At 60.3% G+C, this 24,265-nt stretch carries 18 protein-coding genes and 11 pseudogenes; 18 read left to right on the top strand and 11 right to left on the bottom strand.

Features of this window, described 5'->3' with window-relative positions; all coding sequences use genetic code 11:
* Positions 1-199 precede the first annotated feature (199 nt).
* Positions 200-685, top strand: a complete 486-nt coding sequence (locus tag N0Q91_RS28895; RefSeq protein ID WP_275598929.1) for a BA14K family protein — start codon at positions 200-202, stop codon at positions 683-685.
* A gap of 356 nt (positions 686-1,041) precedes the next feature.
* On the opposite strand, the pseudogene N0Q91_RS28900 reads toward N0Q91_RS28895, so the two are convergent.
* Positions 1,042-1,280 (bottom strand): annotated as a pseudogene (locus N0Q91_RS28900) (hypothetical protein).
* A gap of 34 nt (positions 1,281-1,314) precedes the next feature.
* Between N0Q91_RS28900 and N0Q91_RS28905 the strand changes: the two are divergent.
* A complete protein-coding gene (locus N0Q91_RS28905) occupies positions 1,315-1,614 on the top strand; it encodes a hypothetical protein (RefSeq protein ID WP_275598930.1) in 300 nt (99 codons plus the stop codon).
* Positions 1,615-3,630: 2,016 nt separating this feature from the next.
* Here the strand turns inward: N0Q91_RS28905 and istB are convergent.
* The 3 genes and pseudogenes from istB to N0Q91_RS28920 all read right to left on the bottom strand — a co-directional run.
* Positions 3,631-4,430: pseudogene (istB, locus tag N0Q91_RS28910) on the bottom strand (IS21-like element helper ATPase IstB).
* The gene (istA, locus tag N0Q91_RS28915) at positions 4,430-5,716 is read right to left on the bottom strand and encodes an IS21 family transposase (protein ID WP_275598932.1); all 1,287 of its coding nucleotides are present in this window, start codon (positions 5,714-5,716) and stop codon (positions 4,430-4,432) included. The pseudogene istB and the gene istA overlap by 1 nt, the downstream one beginning before the upstream one ends.
* 185 nt (positions 5,717-5,901) lie before the next feature.
* Positions 5,902-6,186 (bottom strand): annotated as a pseudogene (locus tag N0Q91_RS28920) (thermonuclease family protein); the annotation flags it as partial.
* A gap of 90 nt (positions 6,187-6,276) precedes the next feature.
* On the opposite strand from N0Q91_RS28920, the gene N0Q91_RS28925 reads away from it, so the two are divergent.
* Entirely contained in the window at positions 6,277-6,495 is a 219-nt protein-coding gene (locus tag N0Q91_RS28925; RefSeq protein WP_275598933.1) for a hypothetical protein, read from the top strand.
* A 251-nt stretch (positions 6,496-6,746) separates the two neighbouring features.
* On the opposite strand, the pseudogene N0Q91_RS28930 reads toward N0Q91_RS28925, so the two are convergent.
* Positions 6,747-6,993, bottom strand: a pseudogene (locus N0Q91_RS28930) (capsular polysaccharide export protein, LipB/KpsS family); the annotation flags it as partial.
* A 185-nt stretch (positions 6,994-7,178) separates the two neighbouring features.
* Entirely contained in the window at positions 7,179-7,547 is a 369-nt protein-coding gene (gene rctA / locus N0Q91_RS28935; RefSeq protein ID WP_275598934.1) for a conjugative transfer repressor RctA, read from the bottom strand.
* A gap of 97 nt (positions 7,548-7,644) precedes the next feature.
* On the opposite strand from rctA, the pseudogene N0Q91_RS28940 reads away from it, so the two are divergent.
* Positions 7,645-8,109: pseudogene (locus tag N0Q91_RS28940) on the top strand (hypothetical protein); the annotation flags it as partial.
* Here N0Q91_RS28940 and N0Q91_RS28945 read toward each other — a convergent pair.
* Positions 8,083-8,427, bottom strand: a pseudogene (locus N0Q91_RS28945) (ABC transporter ATP-binding protein); the annotation flags it as partial. The pseudogenes N0Q91_RS28940 and N0Q91_RS28945 overlap by 27 nt on opposite strands.
* 280 nt (positions 8,428-8,707) lie before the next feature.
* On the opposite strand from N0Q91_RS28945, the gene rctR reads away from it, so the two are divergent.
* The 3 genes from rctR to N0Q91_RS28960 all read left to right on the top strand — a co-directional run bounded on the left by rctR (position 8,708) and on the right by N0Q91_RS28960 (position 11,031).
* On the top strand, positions 8,708-9,397 hold the full coding sequence (rctR, locus tag N0Q91_RS28950; RefSeq protein WP_275598935.1) for a GntR family transcriptional repressor RctR: 690 nt from the start codon (positions 8,708-8,710) through the stop codon (positions 9,395-9,397).
* 111 nt (positions 9,398-9,508) lie between these two features.
* Positions 9,509-10,309: an SDR family oxidoreductase gene (locus tag N0Q91_RS28955; protein ID WP_275598936.1), complete on the top strand. Its 801-nt coding sequence runs from the start codon at positions 9,509-9,511 to the stop codon at positions 10,307-10,309.
* Between the two features lie 20 nt (positions 10,310-10,329).
* Positions 10,330-11,031: a winged helix-turn-helix transcriptional regulator gene (locus N0Q91_RS28960; protein WP_275598937.1), complete on the top strand. Its 702-nt coding sequence runs from the start codon at positions 10,330-10,332 to the stop codon at positions 11,029-11,031.
* A gap of 79 nt (positions 11,032-11,110) precedes the next feature.
* Here the strand turns inward: N0Q91_RS28960 and N0Q91_RS28965 are convergent, their stop codons facing one another.
* Together N0Q91_RS28965 and N0Q91_RS28970 are read right to left on the bottom strand one after the other, a co-directional pair.
* Complete coding sequence (locus N0Q91_RS28965; RefSeq protein ID WP_275598938.1) at positions 11,111-11,254, bottom strand: Y4oE-related protein; 144 nt, start codon at positions 11,252-11,254, stop codon at positions 11,111-11,113.
* Positions 11,255-11,489: 235 nt separating this feature from the next.
* Positions 11,490-12,409 (bottom strand): annotated as a pseudogene (locus N0Q91_RS28970) (nucleotidyltransferase and HEPN domain-containing protein).
* A 246-nt stretch (positions 12,410-12,655) separates the two neighbouring features.
* Between N0Q91_RS28970 and N0Q91_RS28975 the strand changes: the two are divergent.
* From N0Q91_RS28975 to N0Q91_RS28990, 4 genes and pseudogenes are all read left to right on the top strand, one after another.
* Entirely contained in the window at positions 12,656-13,402 is a 747-nt protein-coding gene (locus tag N0Q91_RS28975) for a winged helix-turn-helix transcriptional regulator (protein ID WP_275598939.1), read from the top strand.
* Positions 13,403-13,586: 184 nt separating this feature from the next.
* A complete protein-coding gene (locus N0Q91_RS28980; protein WP_275598940.1) occupies positions 13,587-14,831 on the top strand; it encodes an 8-amino-7-oxononanoate synthase family protein in 1,245 nt (414 codons plus the stop codon).
* A 53-nt stretch (positions 14,832-14,884) separates the two neighbouring features.
* Positions 14,885-15,319 (top strand): SMa0974 family conjugal transfer regulator, encoded by a 435-nt coding sequence (rctB, locus tag N0Q91_RS28985; protein ID WP_448131178.1) that lies wholly within the window; start codon positions 14,885-14,887, stop codon positions 15,317-15,319.
* Positions 15,306-15,422 (top strand): annotated as a pseudogene (locus N0Q91_RS28990) (autoinducer-binding protein); the annotation flags it as partial. The gene rctB and the pseudogene N0Q91_RS28990, both read left to right, overlap by 14 nt.
* Before the next feature lie 24 nt (positions 15,423-15,446).
* Here N0Q91_RS28990 and N0Q91_RS28995 read toward each other — a convergent pair.
* Complete coding sequence (locus tag N0Q91_RS28995) at positions 15,447-16,034, bottom strand: SOS response-associated peptidase (protein WP_275598942.1); 588 nt, start codon at positions 16,032-16,034, stop codon at positions 15,447-15,449.
* Positions 16,035-16,069: 35 nt separating this feature from the next.
* Between N0Q91_RS28995 and N0Q91_RS29000 the strand changes: the two are divergent.
* The 5 genes and pseudogenes from N0Q91_RS29000 to N0Q91_RS29020 all read left to right on the top strand — a co-directional run bounded on the left by N0Q91_RS29000 (position 16,070) and on the right by N0Q91_RS29020 (position 20,814).
* Positions 16,070-16,602, top strand: a pseudogene (locus N0Q91_RS29000) (SOS response-associated peptidase family protein).
* 299 nt (positions 16,603-16,901) lie between these two features.
* Positions 16,902-18,062 (top strand): CaiB/BaiF CoA transferase family protein, encoded by a 1,161-nt coding sequence (locus tag N0Q91_RS29005; RefSeq protein WP_275598943.1) that lies wholly within the window; start codon positions 16,902-16,904, stop codon positions 18,060-18,062.
* On the top strand, positions 18,059-19,189 hold the full coding sequence (locus N0Q91_RS29010) for an extracellular solute-binding protein (RefSeq protein WP_275598944.1): 1,131 nt from the start codon (positions 18,059-18,061) through the stop codon (positions 19,187-19,189). The genes N0Q91_RS29005 and N0Q91_RS29010 overlap by 4 nt, the downstream gene beginning before the upstream one ends.
* Before the next feature lie 134 nt (positions 19,190-19,323).
* Entirely contained in the window at positions 19,324-20,334 is a 1,011-nt protein-coding gene (locus tag N0Q91_RS29015) for a glycoside hydrolase family 25 protein (RefSeq protein WP_275598945.1), read from the top strand.
* A 10-nt stretch (positions 20,335-20,344) separates the two neighbouring features.
* Positions 20,345-20,814 (top strand): annotated as a pseudogene (locus N0Q91_RS29020) (GNAT family N-acetyltransferase).
* Positions 20,815-20,844: 30 nt separating this feature from the next.
* Here N0Q91_RS29020 and N0Q91_RS29025 read toward each other — a convergent pair.
* Positions 20,845-21,747, bottom strand: coding sequence for a LysR substrate-binding domain-containing protein (locus N0Q91_RS29025; RefSeq protein ID WP_127709659.1), 903 nt, complete (start codon positions 21,745-21,747; stop codon positions 20,845-20,847).
* A gap of 184 nt (positions 21,748-21,931) precedes the next feature.
* On the opposite strand from N0Q91_RS29025, the pseudogene argH reads away from it, so the two are divergent.
* Positions 21,932-23,394 (top strand): annotated as a pseudogene (gene argH, locus N0Q91_RS29030) (argininosuccinate lyase).
* On the top strand, positions 23,391-24,263 hold the full coding sequence (locus N0Q91_RS29035; protein ID WP_275598946.1) for an amino acid ABC transporter permease: 873 nt from the start codon (positions 23,391-23,393) through the stop codon (positions 24,261-24,263). Before argH ends, N0Q91_RS29035 begins: the two are co-directional and overlap by 4 nt.
* Positions 24,264-24,265 lie beyond the last annotated feature (2 nt).

A 24,265-nucleotide genomic window follows, 5' to 3' on the forward strand; every position in this document is an offset into this window, starting at 1 on the left:
TGTGGACAAAGGTGGCCGGTCCGATCGGCTAGGACCTTTGAGGGACGGTGGTAGGACGAAGGTCCTATGGCCAAACGATCGACGCCAACTAACTGAGTTTCTCTCGTTCTGTTCACGATGAAACGCTGCTCAGTGCAAGCATATCGTGTCCTCAAGAAAACGTAGCGCGGTCCGTGTACGCACTTGGTAGGAGACTTTGATGAAAAGAATAGGTGCAGTACTCGCAGCCGCCGCTACGGCACTGTCGGCGGTGTCGGCGCAGGCCGTGCCTTTGTCTCCCATTTCGGTGGGTGCGTCAGCTTCCCAGCCAGTCGAACTGATCCACCACAAACCAGGACATTACGGTGGGCCGCCGCACAAGCGTGGCTATAACGACTACCGCTACAACGAGAGCCGCTACAATGCGGGCCCACGGTACGGCTACTACAATGGCTACGAGGGATACCGCTACCGTCGCGACGGGTACCGTCGGCACAGTGACGGGTGGTGGTATCCACTGGCCGCATTCGGGACCGGAGTGATAATCGGTGGCGCGATCGCCTCGCCACCTCGCAGGGTTTATTCCAGCGCCCCGTCGGCGCATGTCGAATGGTGCTATGATCGCTATCGCTCGTACCGGGTCTACGACAACTCTTTCCAGCCCTATTACGGGCCACGCCAGGAATGCGTGTCACCATACTACTGATTAGTGCGCCTCTGCGGTTCGGCAACGAGGCAGACCGCTTAAGTGCCTCCCGGCACCCCCGTCGGAACGTCGTGCAGCTCTGGGATATCGGCGAGGTGAGACGAAATTGCGGCTGGCGAAGGGGCAAAGGAACGAAGTGCTGAGAGCGCGATTAGGGTGGAGATTGCACCATTGCAAGTTCACCGCGAGGAGGTGCTTGTTTAACTCTTCCTCCTGTTGCGATCGGGAGCAATGATAATGGCTCAGAGCACGAAACGAAAATTGATGAAGGAGAGTGAGATTCCGGCCTTCGTCGGTGACATCATCGAGAACTCCCATCCGCGTGTGAGAGAGGGAAACTGGCGATGGCCGCAGCCTCAAACCTTCCGCTGGACCCGGCCATTGTGATGCACCGGGATGTCCTTGCCGGCATTTCCCGTCGGCTACCCCGCTTTTTTGTCTGGCCGCTTCGTGCCGGAGGAGCATCGGCGTCTTTGGTGCCGGGTTCGGCGGCTTGATCTGGCAACGGAACGGGTTCGAAATCCATCTCCGGTGGCACTGCCTTCCGCCGGGATGGCGTCTGCTCCATTCCTGACCCGGTCTCAACCAACCGCATCCGGTAAGGTTCCGCGCAACGGGGAGAGCGGATGATGGCCTACCGCATCGCCAACTCCATCCATCCCGATCGGACGGAAGTCTACGCGCTTCTCATCGCTATGGCGCAGATGCGGACGGCATTCGCCAATCTGCCGATGCCGCCAACCGGCCGCCTCAGATCGCCAATGCGCACATCGCCCATGCTTGCGGCACCTGTCACTCAAGGTGGCGTGAAGATCAATCGCCGGCGCGCACTCGTTGCCGATAGCGCTCCCGATCCTCTTCTGTTGCTCCTGTTGAGAGGTCTTCACCCATTTGCAACCGCTGTGCGATCGCAAGCCATGGTCGACTAGGGTTCTCTTGGGTCCAGAGGATCTTTGCTCGCCGTTCTATCTCGCGATCGTCCACTATCGCCTCCATCGGACGTGGTGACTTTAACACGGCGATGTGGCGGGAACGTGCCTGCCTTGATGAAGCCTTCATAAAACCATGGCCAATCCGAAATATTCAGACGAGGTAAAATGCGTTCTCGACGCCCTTGATCGTACTAATCGCCCGGCCGTCGTTGCGGTTATCAGTCAGGCGGAATTCTAAGTGTGGCCGGCTGCTGCGTCGCAGCTCATGGTAAGGCCACCACGGCGCGTAGACGTCGCGGGGAACGCCGGCAATCGCAGGCAGGTAAACTCGCGCTCATTGTCATGGACGGCGCCCCCTATAGGGCAATCGAGGGTGGCAAGCGTGAGCTCTCCGCCGGCTACGCATGCGATCCCACCGGTAGCCGAGTTGGGCGCATGGCGCTACCAGGTTAGCACGTGAAGCGCTTCGCCTCGTGACGGCTTTCAAGGTTCTGCGGGCACGCATCCGCTAGGATCGTTCGAGGATGGGATAAATATCGGCTGGAATACCTCGCCCGAGGTTACCAGTGCATAATCCACGACAGGCCCGGGCACCGCTCATCACAAGGCGATGGCTCGCAAGTCCAATGGCAGAAAGACATTGCAACTGAACTTGGCGTTGAACTCGAACCAATCGTGGCGACGCAATGCGCGCCGGCGACGTCGAAGTTCCCGCAAGCCTTGGAGGATGATGTCTCGTAGCGCAGATCGCCAAGCGCTCCGGCCACAACTGTCACAGCATGGTTGGGATCGCATTTCGAATTTGCGCGTTGTTCCCGTTGAGGCCGCGAGCTCGCAATGCCGACCGCACGAGAGCAAGAGAGCTCCGCGGAAGGACAGGACTGCAATGCGCGAGCACAGGCCCAATTCCGTAATCATCCCTTCCCACAAGTACGACCTAGAGCGACTGCCACATGCCAAACGCCTCGTAGACTTGAGGCCCGGTGAGTGCATGTGGCCCATCAACGACGGCAGCCCGTTCCTGTTTTGTGCAGCCAAGGCTGCCGGGAAATACTGTCAACACCATCAATCCAGAGCATTAGCAGGCCAGCGCATTACGAAGAGATGAGGAGGTAAAGTTGATGCGCAACTCGCGTCGCTCCGGTGACCAGCACATGACCGCCGCAGACGAACGCCTGCCGGAAAGGTGGCATGGAACCATCGAGTGAAGAAGTTGGATAAACCGCTGGAGGAGTTTCGCGCTGCTCTGGTGGAGCTCGACTGGGATTCAGGACCGGTCATAACCCTTAGCCGCGTGGACATTATCGCCCGGTCCGGAGTTCATTCCTCGGGATGCGGTATCCGATGCTGTGCCTGGCGTCGAAGCCGCAATCGAGAAATAGGGAAGCTCTCGGAGCATGAGACGGCCGAGGAGGTATTTGCGGCGCGCCGGGCGCAAAAAAATCATTGAGGAGTGATGAAACTGAAAGGATCGTCAGAAAACCGAGAAGGCCCCCATGAGCAGTGCGGCCCACAGCAAGACCGACAGTTCAGCCGCCAGCAGAAACCCAAAAGCGGTGTCGCTCATATGATCCTCCTTGGGCAACCTCCATTGCCGCAAGGAAACTATAGGGGACGGCTGAAGATTCCGCCACCCTGTAGGGGTAACCTGCACATTTTAAGCGTTCCACTTCGAAATCACGTAAGCAGCCGATAGATCATAACGCCGACAGAACCCCAGAAGCCAACCAGTACCAGCGTCATCATCAAAACGAAGATCTTAATCACGGCAAAACTCCACAACCACTACGTGAAATCAGAACGCGGAACGCAGAACCTACAGCAGCACCGAAAGCTTGGGTATCGGCCTATGGTCCGTGGTTCGTTGGGTTTAAGAGCGCTCACAACCCGTCACGCAGCTTCGAGGAAACCCCATGAATTTTCCGGCACCGCACCGGTCGGGAGAACGCGACAGACTTCTGTCAAGCGACACGAGGAATTGACCCCTTTGCCGACATCAGGAATTGACCCCCTTTACTGGCTGGACGTTTCGTTGGGTTCAAGCGCCGCTCCGGTCTTCTGCAGAAGGCCGGAGCGGCGCTTTTCGCGAAGCCGGTAGCTGTCGCCCCGGATGGTGATGACCGCGGAATGATGAAGCAAGCGGTCCAGGATCGCCGTGGCGACGACGGGGTCCCCGAAGACACCTCCCCATTCGCCGACGGATCTGTTTGAGGTGATCAGGATCGAGCCCTTCTCATAGCGCCGGGACACCAACTGGAAGAACAGGTGGGCGGCATTGGCCTCGAAGGGCAGATAGCCCAATTCATCGATGATCAGCAGTTTCGGCCGCGACAGAAGCGTCAACTGCTTGTCGAGCAAGCCGTCGCTATGGGCCTTGGCCAACGTCGCCACAACGTCGCCGCCGTGATGAACTGCACGTTGTAGTTCTGGCGGATCGCCTCGCGGCCGAGGCTGACGGCAAGATGCGTCTTACCCGTTCCGGGAGGGCCAAGGAGCAAGAGCGTGTCGCCATGCGCAATCCAGCGGCAGGTCGCAAGCTCCCGGATCTGCCCTTGATCCAGCGAAGGCTGGGCATCGAAGTCGAAGCCATCCAGCTCGCGTACGAAGGGGAACTGGGCGATCTTGCTCGACATGGAGATACGGCGCTCATCACGCCGGGCGATCTCCCGCGATACCAGGAAGCCCAGAGCCTCGCGCAGGTTCATCTTCGAGCGAGCCGCCTCGTCGAGCAGCGTGTCGAGCTGGTCGCGGATCGCCGTCAGCTTCAGCCGGTCGAGCGTTGCGATGAGCAGGTCATGGTCCACGTTCGTCATCACCAGCCTCCTCCGACAACGGCTTCATATTCCGCAAGCGGCCGCAGCAGCGCCGCGGGCGCGATCTCGATCGGCGCCAGGCGCACGGGTCCCTCGACACCGGCAATGCCGACAAAATGGGATCGGTCGACAATCCGTTGCCGTCGCCCTCGGTTCAGGGCATGGTCGGCCACAACCTGGCCCGCATGGCGAATGATCACGCGACCGGCCAGCACCACGACCTGGGCACTCTCGCCGATCAGGCGCCAGGGCACCGAATAGCTGTTCGTGTCGAGATCGATGGCGCAGTCGGCCTGAACCTTGCGGACCAGATCCCGCAACTGCCCGAACGCAGCCCTGCCGGAAAGCGGACGTAGCGCCCCGGCCTCCGCAGCAAAGCGTTCCGCCGGCGCAACACCGGTGGTGCCGTGTTCCCGCTGGTCGGCAACCTCGCGCGTCCACCGATCCAAATGCGCCTCGAATGCCGCCCAGGTCTCGAAGCGGCGGCCGGCGATCGCGTTCTTCTTGACATAGCCGACTCCGCGCTCGTCCTTGCCCTTCGTGCGCGCCCGATACGGAGCGCAGGCGCGCGGCCTGAAGCCCCAGTAACGGGCAAAGGCGTGGAGCCGGGCATTGAACCTGACCTCGCGTGTCACCGCATCATGGTGCTCGACCAGCGCCTTCGCATTGTCGATCAGCACTTCCGCGGGAACGCCGCCAAAGCGCAGGAAAGCGCCCTCCATCCCCTCGAACCAGTCCGTCTGCCGCTGCCGCTGCGAAGCCCGGATATGCAGCCGGCGCGAATAGCCGAGCGTGGCGACAAACACATGAATCCGCACCCGCTCGCCGCCGATCCAGACCCGCGTGTCGCCGAAATCGATCTGCATCTGATGGCCAGGCGCCGTCTCATAGCGCACCGTCGCCCGCTTCTGCGCTTTCAGTTCACGCCGCCATTCCCGAACCCGGCGCTCCACCTGCCGTAGGCTGATGGCGATCCCGTGCTCGCTTTCCAGCTCCTGGCGAATGACGTCCGCGTTGCCTTCGTGGCGGAAGAAGCGCTCCCGCAACCACTCATCCAGACCATCCAGCGCCGACGCGCGCGGGCGTCCTTTGTAAGCAATAGTCCCGCCTTCCCGAAGATAACGGCGAACCGTATTGCGGGCGCACTTGAATTCCTTCGCTATCCGTTTGGCTCCCCAGCCACTCTTATGCAGACGCACCATCGACATCACTGCGTCAGGTTCAAGCATCGCATCTCCCCGCATCCCTCTCGGCAATGCAGGATTCATCGAATTCTCAATCGACATCTATTCCTCCTCTCTAACGAGAGGGGTCAGTTCTTTATGTCGCTAGGGGGTCAATTGTGCATGTCGCCCGACAACTTCCGACGGCTACTTTGTAGCGCGCGTGTTCGCACCGTGCGCACCGGCATGCAGCTCTTTGCAGGCCAAGGGGCCGGTAAGTCGAAAATGCGAGCTGTGAAGGTCCCGAAGGATGCCTCACGCAATGCACGCGCGGCGCGTGCATTGCAAGGGCAACTCGAAATCGCCGCGCCAGATCCCGGCTCTATGAGACCGCGCGAGCTCTTGAGCATTGGCGTAAACGCCATTGCTACAACGGGACCTCCCCGGCGCATCGACACCGTGCAAGCGGATGCGCTCGCCGCGGATCTCGATCGTCGCCGTCAATCACGATCGCGCGTCGGATCGGCCGCAAACGCGGAATGCGCGATAACTAGAAGAGCCAAAGTGACGCCAATCGACCGATGCGAGTTCATCCAATTCTCAAAGTTTGAATCCGGTGGAACAGACGCCCACTTTTCGAGTTTTGTCGGAACACGTCCGTGTGAAGGAGGAAGGTTTGTGCCATGTCGCCCTCAATTTCATCTGTCCATATCGTAGCTCCAGATGAGCATATTCTAACTGTCCAGGAGGCATTGGAGCCTCTATACATGAAACTCGAACAGGAGGCGGAGGCCAGGCTGCTGGAGGCGGCTGTGTCTGCAGGTTGGTCGGCCCAAGAAGCGCTCGAAGCAATCGACGAATTAAAACGCCATGAGCTTGAGGCGATAGCCACCCAACACTAGAAGTTTCCCCTGAACAACTCAAAGCAGTAATGCTGCATCACGGTGCTTGTGTGCACGTGTCAATTCCAGGTCAATGCCGCGGCTGTGCTAATGGCGCGGCTTGCAGTCCGGCTGATGCTCAGATCAGAACCAGTTCGGCTCCGCCCGGCCGCGGCCACGCCGACGCTACCCATCTGGTCAGAGCGCAGGATCATCAATCTATCATGATGCGGACATGGTCGTGAGAAAGCCAATGTCATTCACCCGAATGGCTAAAGGATGCGGCCAGTGATCCGGTGCCTCCACTCAGACAGGCTGCGAAAGAAGCGGATCGGATCGGCCCTGAAGGCTTCGACATCGCGCGGTCAACGTCTATTCTGCGGATCACCAGCGTGACGAAGGCGGCCAGCAAGTGGCGCCAGCCGAGGAGGCCGCAAGGGTCCTAAGCGCCCACGCGCGCCATTGCGGCCGCTGTGGACCAAGGCCCTGCGGCTCGTCAAGATGCCTTCTGATCGCGGTTCTTTGATGTCTTATTTCGCGACGGATCCTCCGTGCGCTGTTCGGAAGGCCATAAGTCGGCGGAGGGCGTCAAGCAAATCAGGATAATGAGCTCAGCCTATCGGCACGGCAGTCCCACTTTGCTCGGCTGTGCTCCACATCTTATCGGTTCAATATACAAAGATGTTAGTGTCAGATAATTGCAATTAAGTCTGCGGCGTTCTCTGATGGATGCCCAGCTTCAGCCTCTCAAATACCTCGGGACAGAATTCGAATTGCCTCGCAGTTCCGCGCCCCATGGAGTTCTTCACGATTGTCTCTGTAAGTATGCCGCGCTCAACGAGTGGATCAATCGATTCGGCCACTGCATTGCGCGTCAACCCGGTGATTCTTACGATATTTGAAAGCGTTAGCTTTTCGTGGCTCTGGTGCATCATGTAGAGGACCGTCATCATCCCGAGCTGCTTCAGCCGTGATTGCGGCGTCTCCCCGTCAATCGGCTTGTCGAGGACTTCTTGCAAGGCGTAGGCCGAAAAAAGCTGGCTCTGCCAATGTGCGTTGAGTGCGCTTGTCATCTTCTATACTATCAGATATATGATTGTTAAACGAGTTCGCGAACTAGCAAGGACTGCTGGCATTCGCGCATGTTCGCGTCGATGAAAGGTGGCGGTCATGAACAAGTCTCTCGTACGGGCATTTGTCGCTGCAGTCAGCTTAGCGTCATTCTATCTAGTTTTCGACGGTAAAGCGCGAGCGGAGGACTGGGGATGCCAGGTTATCCTGTGCCTATCCAATCCGGCCGGTGCAACTCAGTATCCTGCGTGCCGGCCGCCGATCCATAAGCTCTGGCACGAGCTTGCAAAAGGACGCTCTTTCCCGACCTGCAGCGGCGTCGGGTTCCGCGTCGCGCGCCGCGGATACGAGCCCTACTACTGCAACAACGGCTATCGCCTGACGACGCGGTATGGAGATCGCGGGCTCGAGGCGAGCTGCACCTCGACCGCGCCCCAGACTGTCCCGCATTCTGAATGCTTTTTCGGCGATGACCGGGTCACCTCGGCAACGTGGCGGCTAAGGGAAGGCCGCACCGAGTGCCGACGCTATGTGACGACGCGGCCGAACCTCCGTCCGCATCCGCCCGCGCATCCTGAGCGGAAATGCGATGTTCTGGTGGATCGTCAGATGCGGAAAAAGCGCGTACTTCTGGAACACCATTCCGATGTTCCGGTGATTTGGCGCAAGGAAGGTTACGTCCTGGCCACCGATGGCGATCCTGCCGGCGCTCGGAGCCTCAAAGCCGGCTATCATCGTCAACGCTGTTGTCTTGCCGGAGCCGGACGGCCCCAACAGCGAGACAAATTCCCCGGCTGCGACGTCGATCGACAGCTCGCGAACTGCAAGGGCTTCGCCGTATCGTTTTTGAAGTCCCGCAAGGGACAGAGATTGACCGATCAAATCCGCCTTTCCTTTCAGCTGTTGGACGCTCTTCGGCGTCTTCCCCGAGATACGGCCGCTTCCGGCCGCAATGAAAAGCCTTCTTCCGACTCGGTACGAGTCAGGACAATGCGCTTATTGCTGAGGTTCTGGTGTCCCGCGGACCGCTTGTCGCCGGTCCGCGTGACGGTGCATGGGAAAGCTGCTAGTAGTCGTTGGTGCGACAAAAACTTTGCAAAACCTTCACACTTCATTTTTGTTGCATCAAAATTTCGCAGTGTCAACCGATTGAGAGAGTGAAATGGCGGACAATTCGATCGAATTGCCAGATCTTGAGAGAGCGCCGGAAAGATTGGGCGATGCCGCTTATCGGGAAATGAAGGAGCGCATCATCCGAGGCGTCTACAGGCCGGGCCATAAGTTGACGGTGCGCGCTGTCGCCCAGGACCTTGAGGTAAGCACAACGCCCGCGCGTGATGCGATCAATCGGCTGACGAGCGAGGGGGCGCTTGTTTACGCCGGGCCGAAGACGGTTGTCGTCCCGGTGCTCGACGCGGCCGCCCTTCGAGAGATAACGCTCACGCGCCTCGCGCTGGAGGGGCTGGCATCGGAGCAGGCCGCGCAACATGGCGCGCCTGCCGACGTCGAGGAACTACAGTCCTTACAAAAACTTATAAGTTCGGCCCTCGACGAAAAGCGCTATACGGACGCGCTGTGGCACAACAAGGAATTCCACTTTACGATCTACCGCCTCTCGGGTCTTCCCCAGCTTGTTTCAATGATTGAAAGCCTTTGGCTGAGGATCGGTCCCTCCTTGCATAATCTCTACCCAGAGTTTGCCGAGGAGAAATATGGCGTTCGCAACCACGAGATTGCCATGGAGGCTCTCTCGGAGCGCGACGCGGCGAGCCTCAGGGCGGCGATGGAGAATGATATCCGCGATGGATATCGCCGGCTGAAGCGGGCCAATCTGGAGAGGGATGCTGGCTGATCGTCCTAAAATTTTGTTGCATGGACTTGACGAGCTGCATTTTTGTTGCAACAAAATTGTGAAGCTCGTGCAAAGCGAGCGGTCGATTTCTCACCTCAGGAAGCCGGGACTATGCTCGTTCAAGCTACAAACAGGCTGCGGCAGGCGTCTGCGCGTCGTCGGTCAAAACATTTATTCAACCGCGCCAAGGCCGTGTTGGCAACATCCCGTCTCTTGTTGGAGCGTGGATGCCGGGTCGCCCTCTTCGGGCAAAAGCTCGTCAATGTTGAAAGCGCCGCCCAAGCTCTTTGTCAGGATTTCGGCTCCGAGCGGGTGTTCGCGCGCGCTGTCGATCTCGGTGAGCCGGCGCAGATAACGTCATTCTTTCGGGAATTGGACGATTGCTGGGGCAGAGCGGACATTCTCGTTTGTAATGCCGGCATATCACCCAAGGGGCTCAACGGGCCGACCCCACTCCAAGAGATCACACTCCAAGAATGGAACACGGTTCTTTCCGTCAACCTGACCGGGACAATGCTTTGCTGCCAGGCAGTGTTGCCCGGCATGAGCGCGCAAGGTTTTGGCCGCGTTGTCCTTGTCGGGTCTATCGCCGGCCGTGCGCTGCCCCGAATTGCGGGCACCGCCTATGTTACCTCGAAAGCCGCACTTGCGGGCTTCGCCCGCTCACTGGTCCCACGGTACGCGGCGGTAGGAATTACGGTGAATGTCGTTGCTCCGGGCAGGATTGCCACCGAGATGGCCGGCCCGCGAGACAGCGCGGTCAATCGCGCAGCAGTTGCCCGCATTCCCGCGGGCCGCATGGGGGAACCTGAAGAAGTAGCGGCCGCCATCGGTTTCCTGACCTCCGACACTGCGGCCTTCATCAATGGCGCGATCATAGACGTGAATGGCGGAGAATACGCGCCGCTTTGAAGTTGGAGACCGGGTGCGGAATGCATGCGGGTGTGCTGATTTACACGGGCAATGCGGAGCTCTTTCTTCTGCTCGAGTACATTCTCGAGACCGAGGGATTTCCCGTCCAGCTTTGCTCCGATACGAGCGAACTGATTGGTACAATCGAGACCAAAAGGCCGCTCGCGGTCCTGGTCGATTGTTCCGATCGGCGCCTGGAGGCGTCTGGTCTTTGCGGCCACATCAAGGCAATCAGCGAACGCCTGCCAGTCGCCGTCTTCACAAATGCATCGAGCACGGATCTCGGCAGTCTTGGGATCGACGTGGTCATATGCAGTCCTTACGATCCGCGACACCTGCTCGCGTTCCTCAAGGGCATTCAAACGAACTTGCCCGACGGCTCCCGCCCTGGCGTCTCACGAGAGCAGATATTTCGGCACGCGGATTTCGAGATGAATGTCACGACGGTTCGCGTTACGCGAAACGGACACACCGTAAGCCTTTCCGCACTACAATTCAGACTGCTTCTGCATCTCATGAAGATGCCCAATGTGGTGCACAGTCGTGACGATCTCATCGCCGCAGGCTGGCCGCCTGAAGCCGAAGTCGAGCCCCGCACCGTCGATATCCATATCGGTCACATCAGGCGCGCGCTGAACCAATATGGGCCCGATGTCATCCGGACCGTACGGTCCATTGGCTATGCGCTCGATAGTAGGCCCACCGCCCCACGCGGAAATTGACCGTTTTCCAATTTCCGCCGGCTAGCGCCTTGCTCGCTCACAGATCGCCGCAAGGCGCACCATCTGAGCAGATGAACCGCTAGATGAAGCGGTTTCTAACCCGTAGGAATACCTCAAACCAGAAGCCGTAATCGCTGTGTCGGTGCTCGGTCCAGGCCTCGAGCGCGCAATAGGCGGCCGCCGTTGCGGCTTCGCTGCCATAGAGGCCGATCGCCGCCTCCACCATTTCCTCCTGTTGGTGCTTCTGCCAGAAGCCATCTTTCCGGGGCTTTCCTCCCCCATGGCCGGATTGCGAAAAATTTTGGACACGCTGAACCTCCTGCTGTCCGGCGCAGGGGATCAATGGATTGCCGGACGTTGGAACTCAGCTTTCGCGAGCCACAGAACCATTTCGGTTCTCATCGTGCCGTCCCTGGCAAATGTGTATATCGTAAGCGAAGACTGTTCCCTCTCCGGACTCAGTCGAGATCATCTCCTGCTTGCTTTCCAAGCCGATCCAAGTGTTCGAAGCAGATCGCTTCCACGTCCGCGATCAGCTGACGGGCTCTTTCAACAAGCTAGACAAGGGCGTCTTCGCTGATTTCATAATGCTTCGAATATCGAGATTTGACGTAAGCCTCATTCAAGATGTTGAACCACGCTACATACTGATGCTGATCGCGGGCCAAACTTCAGAGAACCGCTGGTCTTGTTCCTCGGCGAGGCGGCGCAGATCCCTCATATTGTGAGATGCGGGGCTGCAGCTCGTCGGGACAAGCAAGAGTGCTGAGTACGCATGCTCGATCGCTTGGTGCAGGAGAAAGGCAGCCCCTTTGAAGTCGCGTTCGGGTAGACAGAACTCCGCGGTCTTTAAGAATACCCTGGAATGCGGCATACGGTCCTCGAAATACTCGACGGCTATTCGCAGGGCGTCGGCCGGCCCTCGAGATCTTGGCTCGGCAAGTGGTTCGTCGTCGGGTTCGTAGAGGAGAATTCCGTCGCGGCGGATTTCGACGAAGAAGTACTGTCCATCGTAGAGTGCCGTGTTCACTTCACGTCTTGAATGGACGATGAGGCTTACCGGCGTCTGGATCTCCGGTAGATGCATGAGGCGGTCCTGTGCCTTGTGCCAGTAGGTCCAGAAATCTGCTAGCTTCCTGTTGTTGACGACGATCAGCAGATCGTAGTCCGATTTGTATCCCTTCTTGGTGTGCGGCTCATCGACCCATGTTCCTCGGGCGTAGGACCCGAAGAGAATGATCTTCAGAATGCGGCCAAGCTTCTTGAAGTCGGCCGTTCCCTCCTTGAGGGCGTCCTCGAATTCCTGGTGCAGGACCTGGACGATGCGCGCGAGTTCGCGCTGTTTTCGAAGCGGAAGTTGGTCAATGCTGGTCTTCATCGGTTCTGGCGCGTTCTCTGAAGTCATGATGCATGAATAGCGAACCCGGTTCGCTGCATCTACACAGTGCCCATCTCACGTCTAAATTCAACAAAAATGTTGCAACAAAATATGATATAAACCGCTCAAGTTTTCAAGCTAGTGCGTTATTTTGCACAATATCACTGAAATTATAGGGATTACGCGCGAGTGTCAGGCATACTATTTCCATTTTTTGTGACATCAAAACACGGGAAGAGAGCGGCGATGAGACAGCTTGAAGGCACGAAGGCTCAGCAGACAAAATACTTGGTCCTGATCTGCTCGGGTAATGCGAACTTCTATGTGCTGCTTGCGCACATCCTCGCGTCGGAAGGCTTTCAGACGATGTTGGTGAGCGAAGAAGAGGTAGTGGACCAGGCTGCGCTAAGGCCGGTCACAGCAATCATCCTGGATTCAGCAGAGGATTCAGAGCTCACGGTGAGAACATGTGCCGCCATAAAGGCTAACGACGTAACCTCGCGCATCCCGACTATCGCCGTCGTTTCGTCGGGCAATGAGCGGTACTATCTGGCACTGTTGAAAGCGGGGGTTGACGAAAACTTCGTGCGCCCGGTCTCGCCGGCAAGGCTGCTTGCTTACCTTGGTTCTCTGCCGAACAATCGTGCGAATAATAGGCAGCCGACACATCCCGCTAGCGACGAGGCCGCTGAAACCTTTGGCGCGTTAAGAATCGAACCTGGGCGCCGTCTCGTCAGATATGGTGATGAAGACGTTCAATTCGGTCCCATCGAATTCAACCTGCTGCGATGCCTGCTTGAGGCACCAGGCCGGGTGCGGAGCCGTTTGGAACTGATCGAAGCGGCGTGGCCATCGAATCGCTACGTGCAGCCGCGCACCGTGGATGTGCATGTTAGTCGCTTGCGTCGGGAGCTCGAGCGCCTGACCGGCCGTCCTCTTATTCGCACAATACGGGCCACAGGCTATGCGATCGACATTGATGGCTCCGATTGAGCTCGGATACGTTTTACATTTCTCATGTATCATTCAAGAATGCAGGGAAAGGAGAATTTAACCGTAATTTTACGCGGAATGCGAAATTCAGCTTGAAAATATTTCGCAAATACTTCGTTGAGTTCAGCGCCTAACCAAATAAATCTCCCGTACATTCGCCGCTCAAGTATCGGGAGATTTTCGGATGGAAGAAAAAGCGCCGGGGCAGGGAAACATTGCTGGCAAGGGTGCCGCAAGGAACACTGCCAGCTTAATCCAGTACGCACAAAACCATTTCGATGCCGCGCATTTTCAGGGCTTGATGGCGATTTACGGGCGTCCCTTGGCGGATCGTGCCGTGGCACTAAACCACGACCGTGGACGCCGGGTCGTTGATTTTGTGCGTTGCTCCTATCTCGGCTTGGACAACCATCCGCAGATCGTCGCAGGTGCCGTCGACGCCCTGAAAGATTACGGCGCGCTTCATTGGTCATGCGCAAGGACGCGTCTCAATTTCTCAATCCTCGGTGACTTGGAGGCGGCGCTGTCGGAGTTGTTCGATGCGCGGGTGATTACTTATACCACGGTGCTCGCAGCCAACATGAGCGCGTTGCCGCTGATTGCTTCCGGGCATCTCACGGGTGGCGTTAAGCCGCTGATGGTATTCGATCGCTTCGCCCATGCGACGCTTGCCTTTCACAAGGGAACCATTGCCGCCGAAACGCGCGTCGAGACCATTGCTCACAATGATCTCGACGCGCTCGAGACGCTCTGCCGCGCGAACGAATCCGTCGCCTTCGTTTGCGACGGCGTCTATTCGATGGGCGGAAGCGCCGACATCGAGGACCTAAGGCGCCTGCAGGACCGCTATGGCCTGTTCCTCTATATCGATGACGCACATGGCGTCTCCATTTTCGGCAAGCACGGGGAAGGCTTTGCCAGATCGCAAATGAGCGGACACCTGGGTGATCGAACGATAATTGCGGCTTCGCTCGGAAAGGGCTTCGGCGCCTCAGGAGGCTTGATCATGCTCGGAACGGCGCGGCAAGAGGAACTGTTTCGAAGATTCGCGGTCGCTCATGCGTTTTCGGCGTCGCTGAATGTCGCGGCAATCGGCGCGGCGCGCGCGTCGCAGCAACTGCACCTAACGCAAGAACTCACTGAGCTACAACAGGGACTTCGAAGCAGAATCGCCTTGTTCGACAGCCTCGTTCCCACAGACCAGCAAGGCTCACCCTTGCCGATACGAACGGTCGAGATAGGCGACGAGATGACGGCCATCGAAGCCGCAAGAGCTTTGCTCGACCGCGGTTTCTATACGTCGGCGATCTTCTTTCCCACGGTTGCACGGGGAAGGGCAGGGTTGCGGCTTTGCCCCACGGCCGGACACTCCGAAGACGATATCCGGGCGGTGGGCACCGCGATCCAAGACGTGCTGACGAACAGATAAGAGCGTGCGCTGCACCAAGGCCACGCCAACATTGAATCTTACAAGGAGCGAACATGTCTGAGCACCTCTCGGAGTGCTGTGTCTCCGTCCCCGGTTCAAGGAACCTCGTCGAGACTGTCTCCCAACGGTTTGCCGAATTTTGCGTCTCAATCGTGGACAACGGAATGGAAAAGACCTTCAAGTTCATCGATGGCGAGGCCGTCGTGAGAGCTGTCGGTAGAGGGATTTTGATGCGGGTCGTCGCGACAGACGTGATCTCTTACTATGGAATACGAACGGCATTGGAGGGCAGCATTGTGAAGTTGGCTGCATTGGAGCCCGAGGAATTCGCTTGGTACCCGGCCGGTGAATCACCATTTGCAGCGGTCGGACGTGTACATCCGAGCCAAGATGAAGTGCATGAACGGGAGAAACTCGCCACGGCTGAGGTTCGCCACAAACGACTAACGGCAGGAATGTTGGACACGCAGAGCAATCACCACCATTGAGAACATGACCTACGCGAACTTCCACATGAATAATGCTCGCAGGTCGCCGAATGCCGGCACGCATGCGCAGGCGACAAAGCTCAAGCTGATTTGGAGCCCGTGAATACATTACGAATCGAGCAGAACTCTAGCCAACGTGCTCTACCGATAGCGTGCCCACCGGAAGGGGTTTGATCAACGACTTCGCAGAAACACTCGGGTTCAGCCAGTCAGTCCATACATCGCGCTCAAGGATCACGATCTGTCGATCGTGGTAGGGAGCGATGTCGGGCCCCGGCGCCATCGTCAGCATGGTGAAGGCTTGCCCGACCTCAGGCGTGTTGCGCCAGATGCCGGCGATGCAGAAGATCGGCTCGTCCTTCTTGGTGAACAGCCACTTGTCCTTGCGCTTCTTGCTCGGATCCTTCGGATCGGTGAACTCGTAAAAGCCGTCGGCAAGAATTAGGCAGCGGGAGTTGAACTCCCGTCCCTCTGATCGGAAGTTATACACCGGCCGCTTGTTCGGCCCCGGCCAACTCCAGCGTCGCTGTACGAGCTCGGCCTCATCCGGCACTCCGTCGATGGCCCTGACGATCGGCCCAACATCGGTGATCTTGATGTCCTCACGGGCTTCGAGATTCGGGGTGCCTTCGCCGAAACGGATCTTGATCTTGAGCTCGGCAAAGCCCTCGACGATGGAGGCGACATCCGTCATTAGCCGATAATCATTGCACATGCATCCTCCGTCTCAGGTCCGATTGTCTCGGAATCATGTTTCTGGTAAATGACGCGCGCGAAGGTTGCCAGTCCGACGCCCGCCGCGTCATCATGAGGCGCCATGATGGCGAAGTGGAGATGGTGGGGCGGCCGTGGGGCCTGCGTCCGCGCGACGTTGGCGGGCGCCGTGAACGTCGTCCGATCGGAAGACCCGGACGTTCCCCGCCCGCCGCTGCCTGGTGCCCGCGTCCGAGTTTCGCCACAGGAACTTCAGCTTCTCGCTCACCATTGGTGACTGGTTCTATTTCGCGGGGATTTGGCGGCCGGCGACCCGGCCTGGCCGGAGACATATGCCATCCTGACGATGGAGCCGAATGCCGATCTCGCGCCGTACCACGCCCGCCAGCTGGGTACACACCCGCGATCAACGCGTGGTCTGGCTCGACGGACTTTTCCGCGAAGAGGAAATCCTGCGGCCGCAGCCGGCAGGGACTTTCCAGGTCTTGCGACATCCAACCTCTCCGGTTCAGTCGATGCTGGACGGGTCTGCGTCCCCTTGGGCTTGTTCTGGCCAGACGCCATCTTAGACAGAAACTTGTTTCAGGAAATGCCGCAGAGCCGGTGAGGCCTGTAGCGTGATGCGCATGCGCGGCATTCCGAGCGCCTCTCGATGGCGCCAGCGCGTCTCCAATCCGTTCAGGTATCGCCAGTCCTGTCGTTGCTTCATTCCGGCAGTCAACTGCGCCATGCAGCGGACGTCGTCCCTTTTGCAGCTTGTCAGGACACCTATATTTGAATTAAGTCTTCAAATAAGAAGACACACACTATTTTTGTCCGACAGTCATCCGCATCGCGTTGCCGCTGCACGAGGGAAGAGTAACCACGCATGACAACAGAATCCGAACTGCCGCTTTCCGGCCTGGTGGTCGTCGACATGAGCCAGTTTCTTTCCGGCCCCTATTGTTCGCTGCGGCTGATGGATCTCGGCGCGCGGGTGATCAAGATCGAGCGGCCGGATGGCGGCGATCTTTCCCGCCGGCTTTATCTGAGCGACACCGAGATCGGCGGCGACTCGACCATTTTCCATGCGATCAACCGCGCCAAGGAAAGCCTCGCGATAGACCTCAAGAATGAGGCCGATCTGGCCGCACTGAAGCGGCTTCTCGCGCAGGCCGACGTCGTGATCCAGAACTTCCGGCCGGGCGTCATCGAAAGGCTGGGGCTGGACTATGAGGCGGTCAGGGCCATCAATCCGCGCATCGTTTATGCCTCGATCAGCGGTTATGGCGAGGAGGGCCCCTGGGTGAAGCGTCCCGGCCAGGATCTGCTGGCGCAGGCGCGCTCGGGCGTCATGTGGCTGAACGGCGACGAAGGGCAGGGGCCGGTTCCCTTCGGGCTCGCCATCGGCGACATGCTGGCAGGCGCCGCCGCCGCTCAAGGGATTCTCGCGGCGCTGGTGCGGCGCGGCATTTCCGGCAAGGGAAGCCTCGTCGAAACGAGCCTCCTGGAGGCGCTTGTCGATTTCCAGTTCGAGGTATTGACCACGCATCTCAATGACGGCGGCCGTCTGCCGAAGCGGTCGGCATTCCGGAGCGCCCATGCTTATCTCGCCGCACCCTACGGCGTTTATGCGGCGAGCGACGGCTATCTCGCGATCGCCATGACGCCGATCCCGAAGCTTGCGGACCTGCTTCAGATCGACGAACTCGCCCCCTATCGTGACGACCCGTCCTCGTGGTTCACCGAGCGCGACCGCATCAAGGCGCTGATTGCCGCCCGCGTCGCGCTCAGCACCGTCGACGAATGGCTGGCGGTGCTGGAGCCGGCCGATATCTGGTGCGCGCGCGTGCTCGACTGGAACGAGCTTCTGGAAAGCGAAGGCTTCCAGGTGCTCGACATGCTGCAGACGGTGACGCGCGAAGACGACGTATCGATCACGACCACGCGCTCGCCGCTCAGGATCAACGGCCGCCGCCCGCGCGTCGAGCGCGCCGCTCCGCGCATCGGTGAGCATGGCCGCTCGATCAGGGAGGAGTTCGGACTATGAGCGTCGTCCTCAAGGGAATGACCTGGAACCACCCGCGCGGCTATGATCCGATGGTGGCCTGCTCGCAATCCTGGCGGGAAAAGACGGGCGTCGAGATCCGATGGGAGAAGCGGTCGCTGCAGGATTTCGAGACCTTTCCGGTCGAGACCCTGGCAAGGAACTATGACCTGATCGTCATCGACCATCCGCATGTGGGGCAGATCACCGGCGAGAATTGCCTGCTGCCCCTGGACGTGCCGGGCCGCGAGGCGGAGCGACAGGCGCTCTCGGCGGCAAGCGTCGGTCCGTCCTATCGGAGCTACGCGTGGAACGAACGGCAATGGGCCTTTCCGATCGACGCGGCGACCCAGGTGCAGGCCTGGCGGCCGGACCGGACGGATCGCCTTCAGACCTGGCGGGATATGGTCGCGCTCGCGCGCAGCGGCGGCGTCCTCCTGCCGCTGAGGCCGCCGCATTCGCTGATGAGTTTCTATACGCTCTGCGGCAATCTCGGCCGTCCTTGCCGCAGCGCCGGTAAGGGCGATCTCGTCGACGCCGAAACCGGCGCCATGGCGGTCGAGCTGCTGCAGGAAATCTCGGCACTCATCGACCCCGCATGCTTCGGAATGGACCCGATCGCGGTGCTCGAGGCCATGGCGGCCGAGGCCTCGCCCGCCGCCTGCGCGCCGCTTATCTACGGCTATGTCAGCTATTCCATTGCCGGCTTTCGCCCGGCGCTCGTCCGCTTCGGCGATTTCCCGACCGTCGGTGCCGCCGGGCCGGTCGGCTCGGCGCTCGGCGGGACGGGCATAGCCGTCTCGGCCTTTTCGCAGACGCCGGAAGAGGCGATCGATTTCGCCTACTGGGTTGCGGGCGCCGGCGTGCAGCGCGGCCTCTATGCGGCATCCGGAGGCCAGCCCGGCCATGGGGACGCCTGGCAGGACGATACGGTCAATGCGGCGACCCATGATTTTTACCGCGCGACGCGGGCGACGCTCGAAGGGGCCTGGCTCCGGCCACGCCACGACGGCTACATGACCTTCCAGCAGGCGGGCTCGGACCGCCTGAACGAGGGGCTGCGGAGCAAGGAAAGGCCGAGGCTCGTGGTCGAAGAGCTCAACCGGCTGTTTCTTGCGAGTTTTCGCTGAGGGCGAAATCGCTCGCAACTCTGCCCGCGTAAAGATTGGATTCAATCTTTCTTGGTAATTTCCCGTTAGCAAGTCTCGTCAGTGGGTCCTGACGGCGCGGTTGCCGTCGGCTTTTGTATTGCGTGCGGGTCCTCATGCATCCTTTTTCGGCTGTCTCAGCGATCGTCATAACCTGCCTGGCTCTAACGAGCTGCGGCTTCGGGGGGAGCAGGCCCTCGCGCGAGACGACGAGCTCCGTCGTCCGTCCGGCAAGTCCGGTTCCTTCGGCGGAGGTCAGTGCCGCTGCCGCGCGAGCGGCGCCTCAGCCGGAGGCGCTCGCCTGGGCAGGAACCGTTCCCGAGCCGCAGGCCTTCATGCCGGCGGAAAGGACGGTGGGCATGCCGGTTCCAGTCGAGCGGCCCATTGCAATGCTCGCTCCCGAAAATCCCGCGCGCGAGCCGCGCGGCCGCTCACGCGTCTACAGCCACAGCTTCCGCGATGCCCATCCGATCAATTTCGGTACCCGGTCGCCGCGCAAACTCGCCGTTCACGGCGTCGACGTTTCGCGCTGGCAGGGCGACATCAACTGGGCGAAGCTGCGCACGCAAGGCGCCAACTTCGCCTATATCAAGGCGACCGACGGCGGCGATCATCTCGACCCCATGTTCAAGAAGAACTGGCGCCGGGCCGACGAGGCCGGGCTGAAACGCGGCGCCTACCACTTCTTCTATTGGTGCCGCACGGCCGGCGAGCAGGCGGACTGGTTCATCCGCAACGTGCCCCGGGATCCGAGCGCGCTTCCGCCCGTCATCGATGTCGAGTGGAACGGCGAGTCGAGCTGCAAGCGGCGTCCGTCGCCGGAGCGGGTGCGGGAAAAGATGCAGGTCTTCATGGACAAGCTGGAGCGCCACTACGGCCAGCGCCCGATCATCTATACCGCGCCGGACTTCTACCGCGACAATCTGCAGGGCGCGTTCCCCAATCATCCCTTCTGGCTGCGCTCGGTCGCGGCGCACCCGTCCAAGGTCTATCCCGGGCGCAAATGGATCTTCTGGCAATATTCGGGCTCGGGCCTGTCCCACGGCGTCGACGGGCGGATCGACCTCAACGTCTTCAACGGCAGCGAGGAAGACTGGCACAACTGGGTGGCGGCGCGCTCGAGCTGAGGGAACAGAAGTGACGCCGATCCGCCTGCTGCAGCCCAATGACGCGGCCTTCCCCGCACTTGCGGCCCTCATGGAGGAAATGCAGGCGCATTACCGCGTGGCCTGTCCGCCGCGCGCCGAGATAATCGCGGGGCTTGAAGCCATGCCGCCGGGCGCGGAGATCCTCGTCGCCGAGGAGCATGGTTCGGTGCTCGGTTTCGCCGCCTTCTCGGCGATTTACCCCGGGCCGGGCCTGAAGCCGGGCATCTTTCTGAAGGAACTCTACGTCAGCGGATCACAGCGGGGCCGCGGCCTCGGCCGGGCCTTGATGCAGAAGGTGGCCAGCCTGGCGAAGGAGCGCGGGCTCACGCGCATCGATTGGACCGCGGAGGCGGAAAACACACGGCTCCTCTCCTTCTATGAAGAACTGGGGGCGCACGCAAACCGGACAAGGTCTTCTTCCGGCTCGACGGAGAGGCGCTCGCGCGGCTGTCGGACTGAAGCGGGCGCCGCGGCCCGGGCCGGCCGCCCTCAGTCGCCCATGCCTTCGGCTTCCGCCATCAGCCATGCCTCGAACGTCCGCATGGAAGCACTCGGAGCGATGTCCCGCGGTTTTGCGAACCAGTAGCCATGGTCGCTTCGATATCCGAAGCCGTTCGGATTGACGAGCTTTCCCGCCGCAAGGTCATCGAGGATAAGGCCGCGCGGGATCAAGGCCATTCCCTGTCCGGCAAGTGCCGCCCGGATCACCATCGTATAATAGCCGAAGCGCGTGGTGTGCCGGACCGCGAGGTCGTCCTTGCCATGACCCTTGGCGAAATAATTCCAGTGCAGCGGCGTCTGCGGGTGCTCCAGCATGATGCCGTCGGCGAGATCTTCGATCGTCTCCGGAGTGCCGTTCTTCTCCCAGTAGGAAGGGGCGCTGACGACAAGAACCTCGCGCCCGAAGAGATAGCTGGTTTCCTCGTCCGGCAGGGGTTCGCTCAGGAAACGGAATATCGCATCGGGCGTCTGGGACTGTGTCGGAGAAACGAACGTCGTGAACTGCACCTCGATCTCCGGGTGCTGCTCGGTAAAACGAAGGAAGCGCGGCAGCAGCCACCGGTCCCCGAAAATGGGCGGCACCTGCAATCTCAGCACGCGCGGGCCCGGTTTCAGGCGGGCGACGCGGAGGGCGGCGTCCTCCATCGCCTTCAATGCGGTGCGCGCCTGTTCGATATAGATCGTGCCGACCTCCGTCGGGATCATTCCGCGCGGTGTCCGGACGAAGACGGGGCTGCCGATCAGCTCTTCGAGCGACAGCAATTGCTTGCTGACGGCGCTCTGCGACAGCGACGTGCTTTCGGCGGCGGCGCTCGTCGATCCTCTTTCGGCCACCGCAAGCAGCACCTGAAGCGCAGTCGTCGAAGGCAAGCGCCGCCGTCCCGAAGCCATGAAAATTCCTCCGCCAGATGCAGCCGATGCGCGTCCGCTCCGCCCCGTTCTTTGCGCAGACCCTAAATAAGTGCCCGGAGCAAGGCTAGTCGTTTTTGTCATAGCTTGGTGAAATAACTTCGCTTGCCGGGCTATGCCACCCGTGGGAGCTTCTTCGAAAGAATGACAAATAAAGGGAACGAAGATGACTGAGCCCACTCAGCTTTGGGGTGGACGATTCAAGTCCGGACCGTCCGAAGCGCTTGCCAATCTTTCCCGCGCGCCCCGCTCTTACTTTCGCCTGTACAGGGAAGATATTGCAGGTTCGCGCGCCCATGCTTCGGAGTTGAAGCGGGCCGGCGTGCTGGACGAGAGTGAATTCTCCGCGATACGCGCGGCCCTGGAAGGCATCGAAGCCGATGTCGGTGCCGGCCGCGAAGAACCTATTGCGGCCGACGAGGATCTGCATACCTTTCTCGAACGTCTGTTGATGGCGCGCCTCGGCACTCTTGGCGGCAAGCTTCGCGCCGGGCGGTCGCGCAACGACCAGACGGCCAACAATACGCGCCTCTATCTGCGGCGCATGGCGCGGGAGCTTTCCCGGGGCGTGATCGCCATCGAAGAAGCACTGATGGAGCAGGCATCCCGGCACACGGAGACCGTGATGCCCGGCTTTACCCATCTTCAGCCGGCCCAGCCGGTCGTGCTCGGCCACCACCTCATGGCGCACGCGCAGTCGCTGCTGCGCGACCTGCAGCGTTTTGCCGATTGGGACCGCCGCTTCGATCGCTCGCCTCTGGGTGCGGCCGCGCTGGCCGGATCCGGCATTGCGCGCCGCCCCGATCTCTCCGCCATCGACCTCGGCTATTCGGCCGCTTGCGAGAACTCCATCGATGCCGTCGCCGCGCGCGATCACGTCGCCGAATTCCTCTTCATCTGCTCGCTGGTGGCGGTGGATCTCTCGCGGCTTGCGGAGGAAATCTGCCTCTGGAGCTCCAAGCAGTTCAGCTGGGTGCGGCTGCATGATTCCTATTCCACCGGCTCCTCGATCATGCCGCAGAAAAGAACCCCGACGTCGCCGAGCTGACGCGCGGCATGTCGGGCACGCTGATCGGCAACATCGCCGGCTTCCTCGCGACCATGAAGGCGATGCCGCTCGCCTATAACCGTGATCTCGCCGAGGACAAGCGCAGCCTGTTCGAGACGATCGACGTTCTCGAACTGGTCCTGCCCGCCTTTGCCGGCATGGTGGGAACGCTGGAATTCGACGTGGAGAAGCTGCGCGAGGAGGCGCCGAAGGGCTTCACGCTCGCGACCGAAGTGGCCGACTGGCTGGTGGGCCGGAACGTGCCTTTCGCCGAAGCGCACGAGATCACCGGCGCCGTGGTGCGCTATTGCGAAGAGCGCGGTCACGATCTATCCGGCCTGACGGCTGAGGATCTGCCGGGGATCGATCCGCGGCTTCAGCCGGAGATGCTTGCGGCACTCGCGCTCGAAAAGGCGCTTGCGAGCAGAAACGGCTACGGTGCGACGGCGCCGGAGCGGGTTCGCGAGCAGATCGCCCGCTTCGAAACGGCGCTTGCCGGCTGCCGCGCCTTTGCCGGCGGCCCGACCGGCGGGGCCTTAGCGGGAGCGAAGAACGGCGCAGAGGAGGCGCGACGCCGATGAATGTGGCAAGCCTCGCAACTCCGCCTGCGCATTCCAAATACGAGATCGCCCACCTGAAACTGGTGCCGAAGAGGCATATCGGGCGGATGATTGCGGCGGGCATCGTGCTCCTGCTGTTTGCGGGTCTCGTGCGGGCCTTCAGCGTCGGGCAGATCGAATGGAGCTATGTCCGCGATTTTCTCTTCGCACCCGCAATCCTCGCCGGCCTCTACAACACCCTGCTGATGACGGTTGCCGCCATGGGCCTCGGTATCGTCCTTGGCGTCGTCATCGCCATCATGCGGATTTCAGGCAATCCGGTGCTGTCGTCGATCGCCATCGGCTATATCTGGGTCTTTCGCGGCGCCCCGGCGCTGCTGCAGTTGATGCTGTGGTTCAACCTGGCGCTCATCTTCCCGACGCTCGGCATTCCGGGACTGTTCGAGTTCAGGACGGTCGACGTCATGACGCCCTTCGTCGCCGCCGTACTCGGGCTCGGCATATCCCAGGGCGCCTATACTTCGGAGGTCGTGCGAAGCGGGCTTCTGTCCGTCGACAGCGGCCAGTACGAGGCTGCGCGCACGATCGGCATGACGCAGATGATGATGCTGCGCCGTATCGTTCTGCCGCAGGCGATGCGCGTCATGGTGCCGCCTGTCGGCAACGAGGTGATCGGCATGGTGAAGCTGACGTCGCTCGCCAGCGTCATTCAGTATTCCGAGATACTCCACAACGCGCAGATCATCTATTTCGCCAATACCCGCGTCCTCGAACTGCTGCTGGTCGCGAGCTTCTGGTACCTGCTCGTCGTCTCCGTGCTCTCGATAGGGCAGCACTATATCGAGCGCTATTTCGGCCGCGGTTCGAAGTCGATCCGCTCGTCCATGTGAGG

It is taken from the genome of Sinorhizobium prairiense, from assembly GCF_029201645.2.
Classification (GTDB): domain Bacteria; phylum Pseudomonadota; class Alphaproteobacteria; order Rhizobiales; family Rhizobiaceae; genus Sinorhizobium; species Sinorhizobium meliloti_A.

Coding starts and splice junctions, on each gene's coding strand:
- N0Q91_RS28895 (WP_275598929.1), top strand. CDS start 200: ATGAAAAGAATAGGTGCAGTACTCGCAGCCGCCGCTACGGCACTGTCG.
- N0Q91_RS28905 (WP_275598930.1), top strand. CDS start 1,315: ATGGCCTACCGCATCGCCAACTCCATCCATCCCGATCGGACGGAAGTC.
- istA (WP_275598932.1), bottom strand. CDS start 5,716: ATGTCGATTGAGAATTCGATGAATCCTGCATTGCCGAGAGGGATGCGG.
- N0Q91_RS28925 (WP_275598933.1), top strand. CDS start 6,277: ATGTCGCCCTCAATTTCATCTGTCCATATCGTAGCTCCAGATGAGCAT.
- rctA (WP_275598934.1), bottom strand. CDS start 7,547: ATGACAAGCGCACTCAACGCACATTGGCAGAGCCAGCTTTTTTCGGCC.
- rctR (WP_275598935.1), top strand. CDS start 8,708: ATGGCGGACAATTCGATCGAATTGCCAGATCTTGAGAGAGCGCCGGAA.
- N0Q91_RS28955 (WP_275598936.1), top strand. CDS start 9,509: ATGCTCGTTCAAGCTACAAACAGGCTGCGGCAGGCGTCTGCGCGTCGT.
- N0Q91_RS28960 (WP_275598937.1), top strand. CDS start 10,330: ATGCATGCGGGTGTGCTGATTTACACGGGCAATGCGGAGCTCTTTCTT.
- N0Q91_RS28975 (WP_275598939.1), top strand. CDS start 12,656: ATGAGACAGCTTGAAGGCACGAAGGCTCAGCAGACAAAATACTTGGTC.
- N0Q91_RS28980 (WP_275598940.1), top strand. CDS start 13,587: ATGGAAGAAAAAGCGCCGGGGCAGGGAAACATTGCTGGCAAGGGTGCC.
- rctB (WP_448131178.1), top strand. CDS start 14,885: ATGTCTGAGCACCTCTCGGAGTGCTGTGTCTCCGTCCCCGGTTCAAGG.
- N0Q91_RS28995 (WP_275598942.1), bottom strand. CDS start 16,034: ATGTGCAATGATTATCGGCTAATGACGGATGTCGCCTCCATCGTCGAG.
- N0Q91_RS29005 (WP_275598943.1), top strand. CDS start 16,902: ATGACAACAGAATCCGAACTGCCGCTTTCCGGCCTGGTGGTCGTCGAC.
- N0Q91_RS29010 (WP_275598944.1), top strand. CDS start 18,059: ATGAGCGTCGTCCTCAAGGGAATGACCTGGAACCACCCGCGCGGCTAT.
- N0Q91_RS29015 (WP_275598945.1), top strand. CDS start 19,324: ATGCATCCTTTTTCGGCTGTCTCAGCGATCGTCATAACCTGCCTGGCT.
- N0Q91_RS29025 (WP_127709659.1), bottom strand. CDS start 21,747: ATGGCTTCGGGACGGCGGCGCTTGCCTTCGACGACTGCGCTTCAGGTG.
- N0Q91_RS29035 (WP_275598946.1), top strand. CDS start 23,391: ATGAATGTGGCAAGCCTCGCAACTCCGCCTGCGCATTCCAAATACGAG.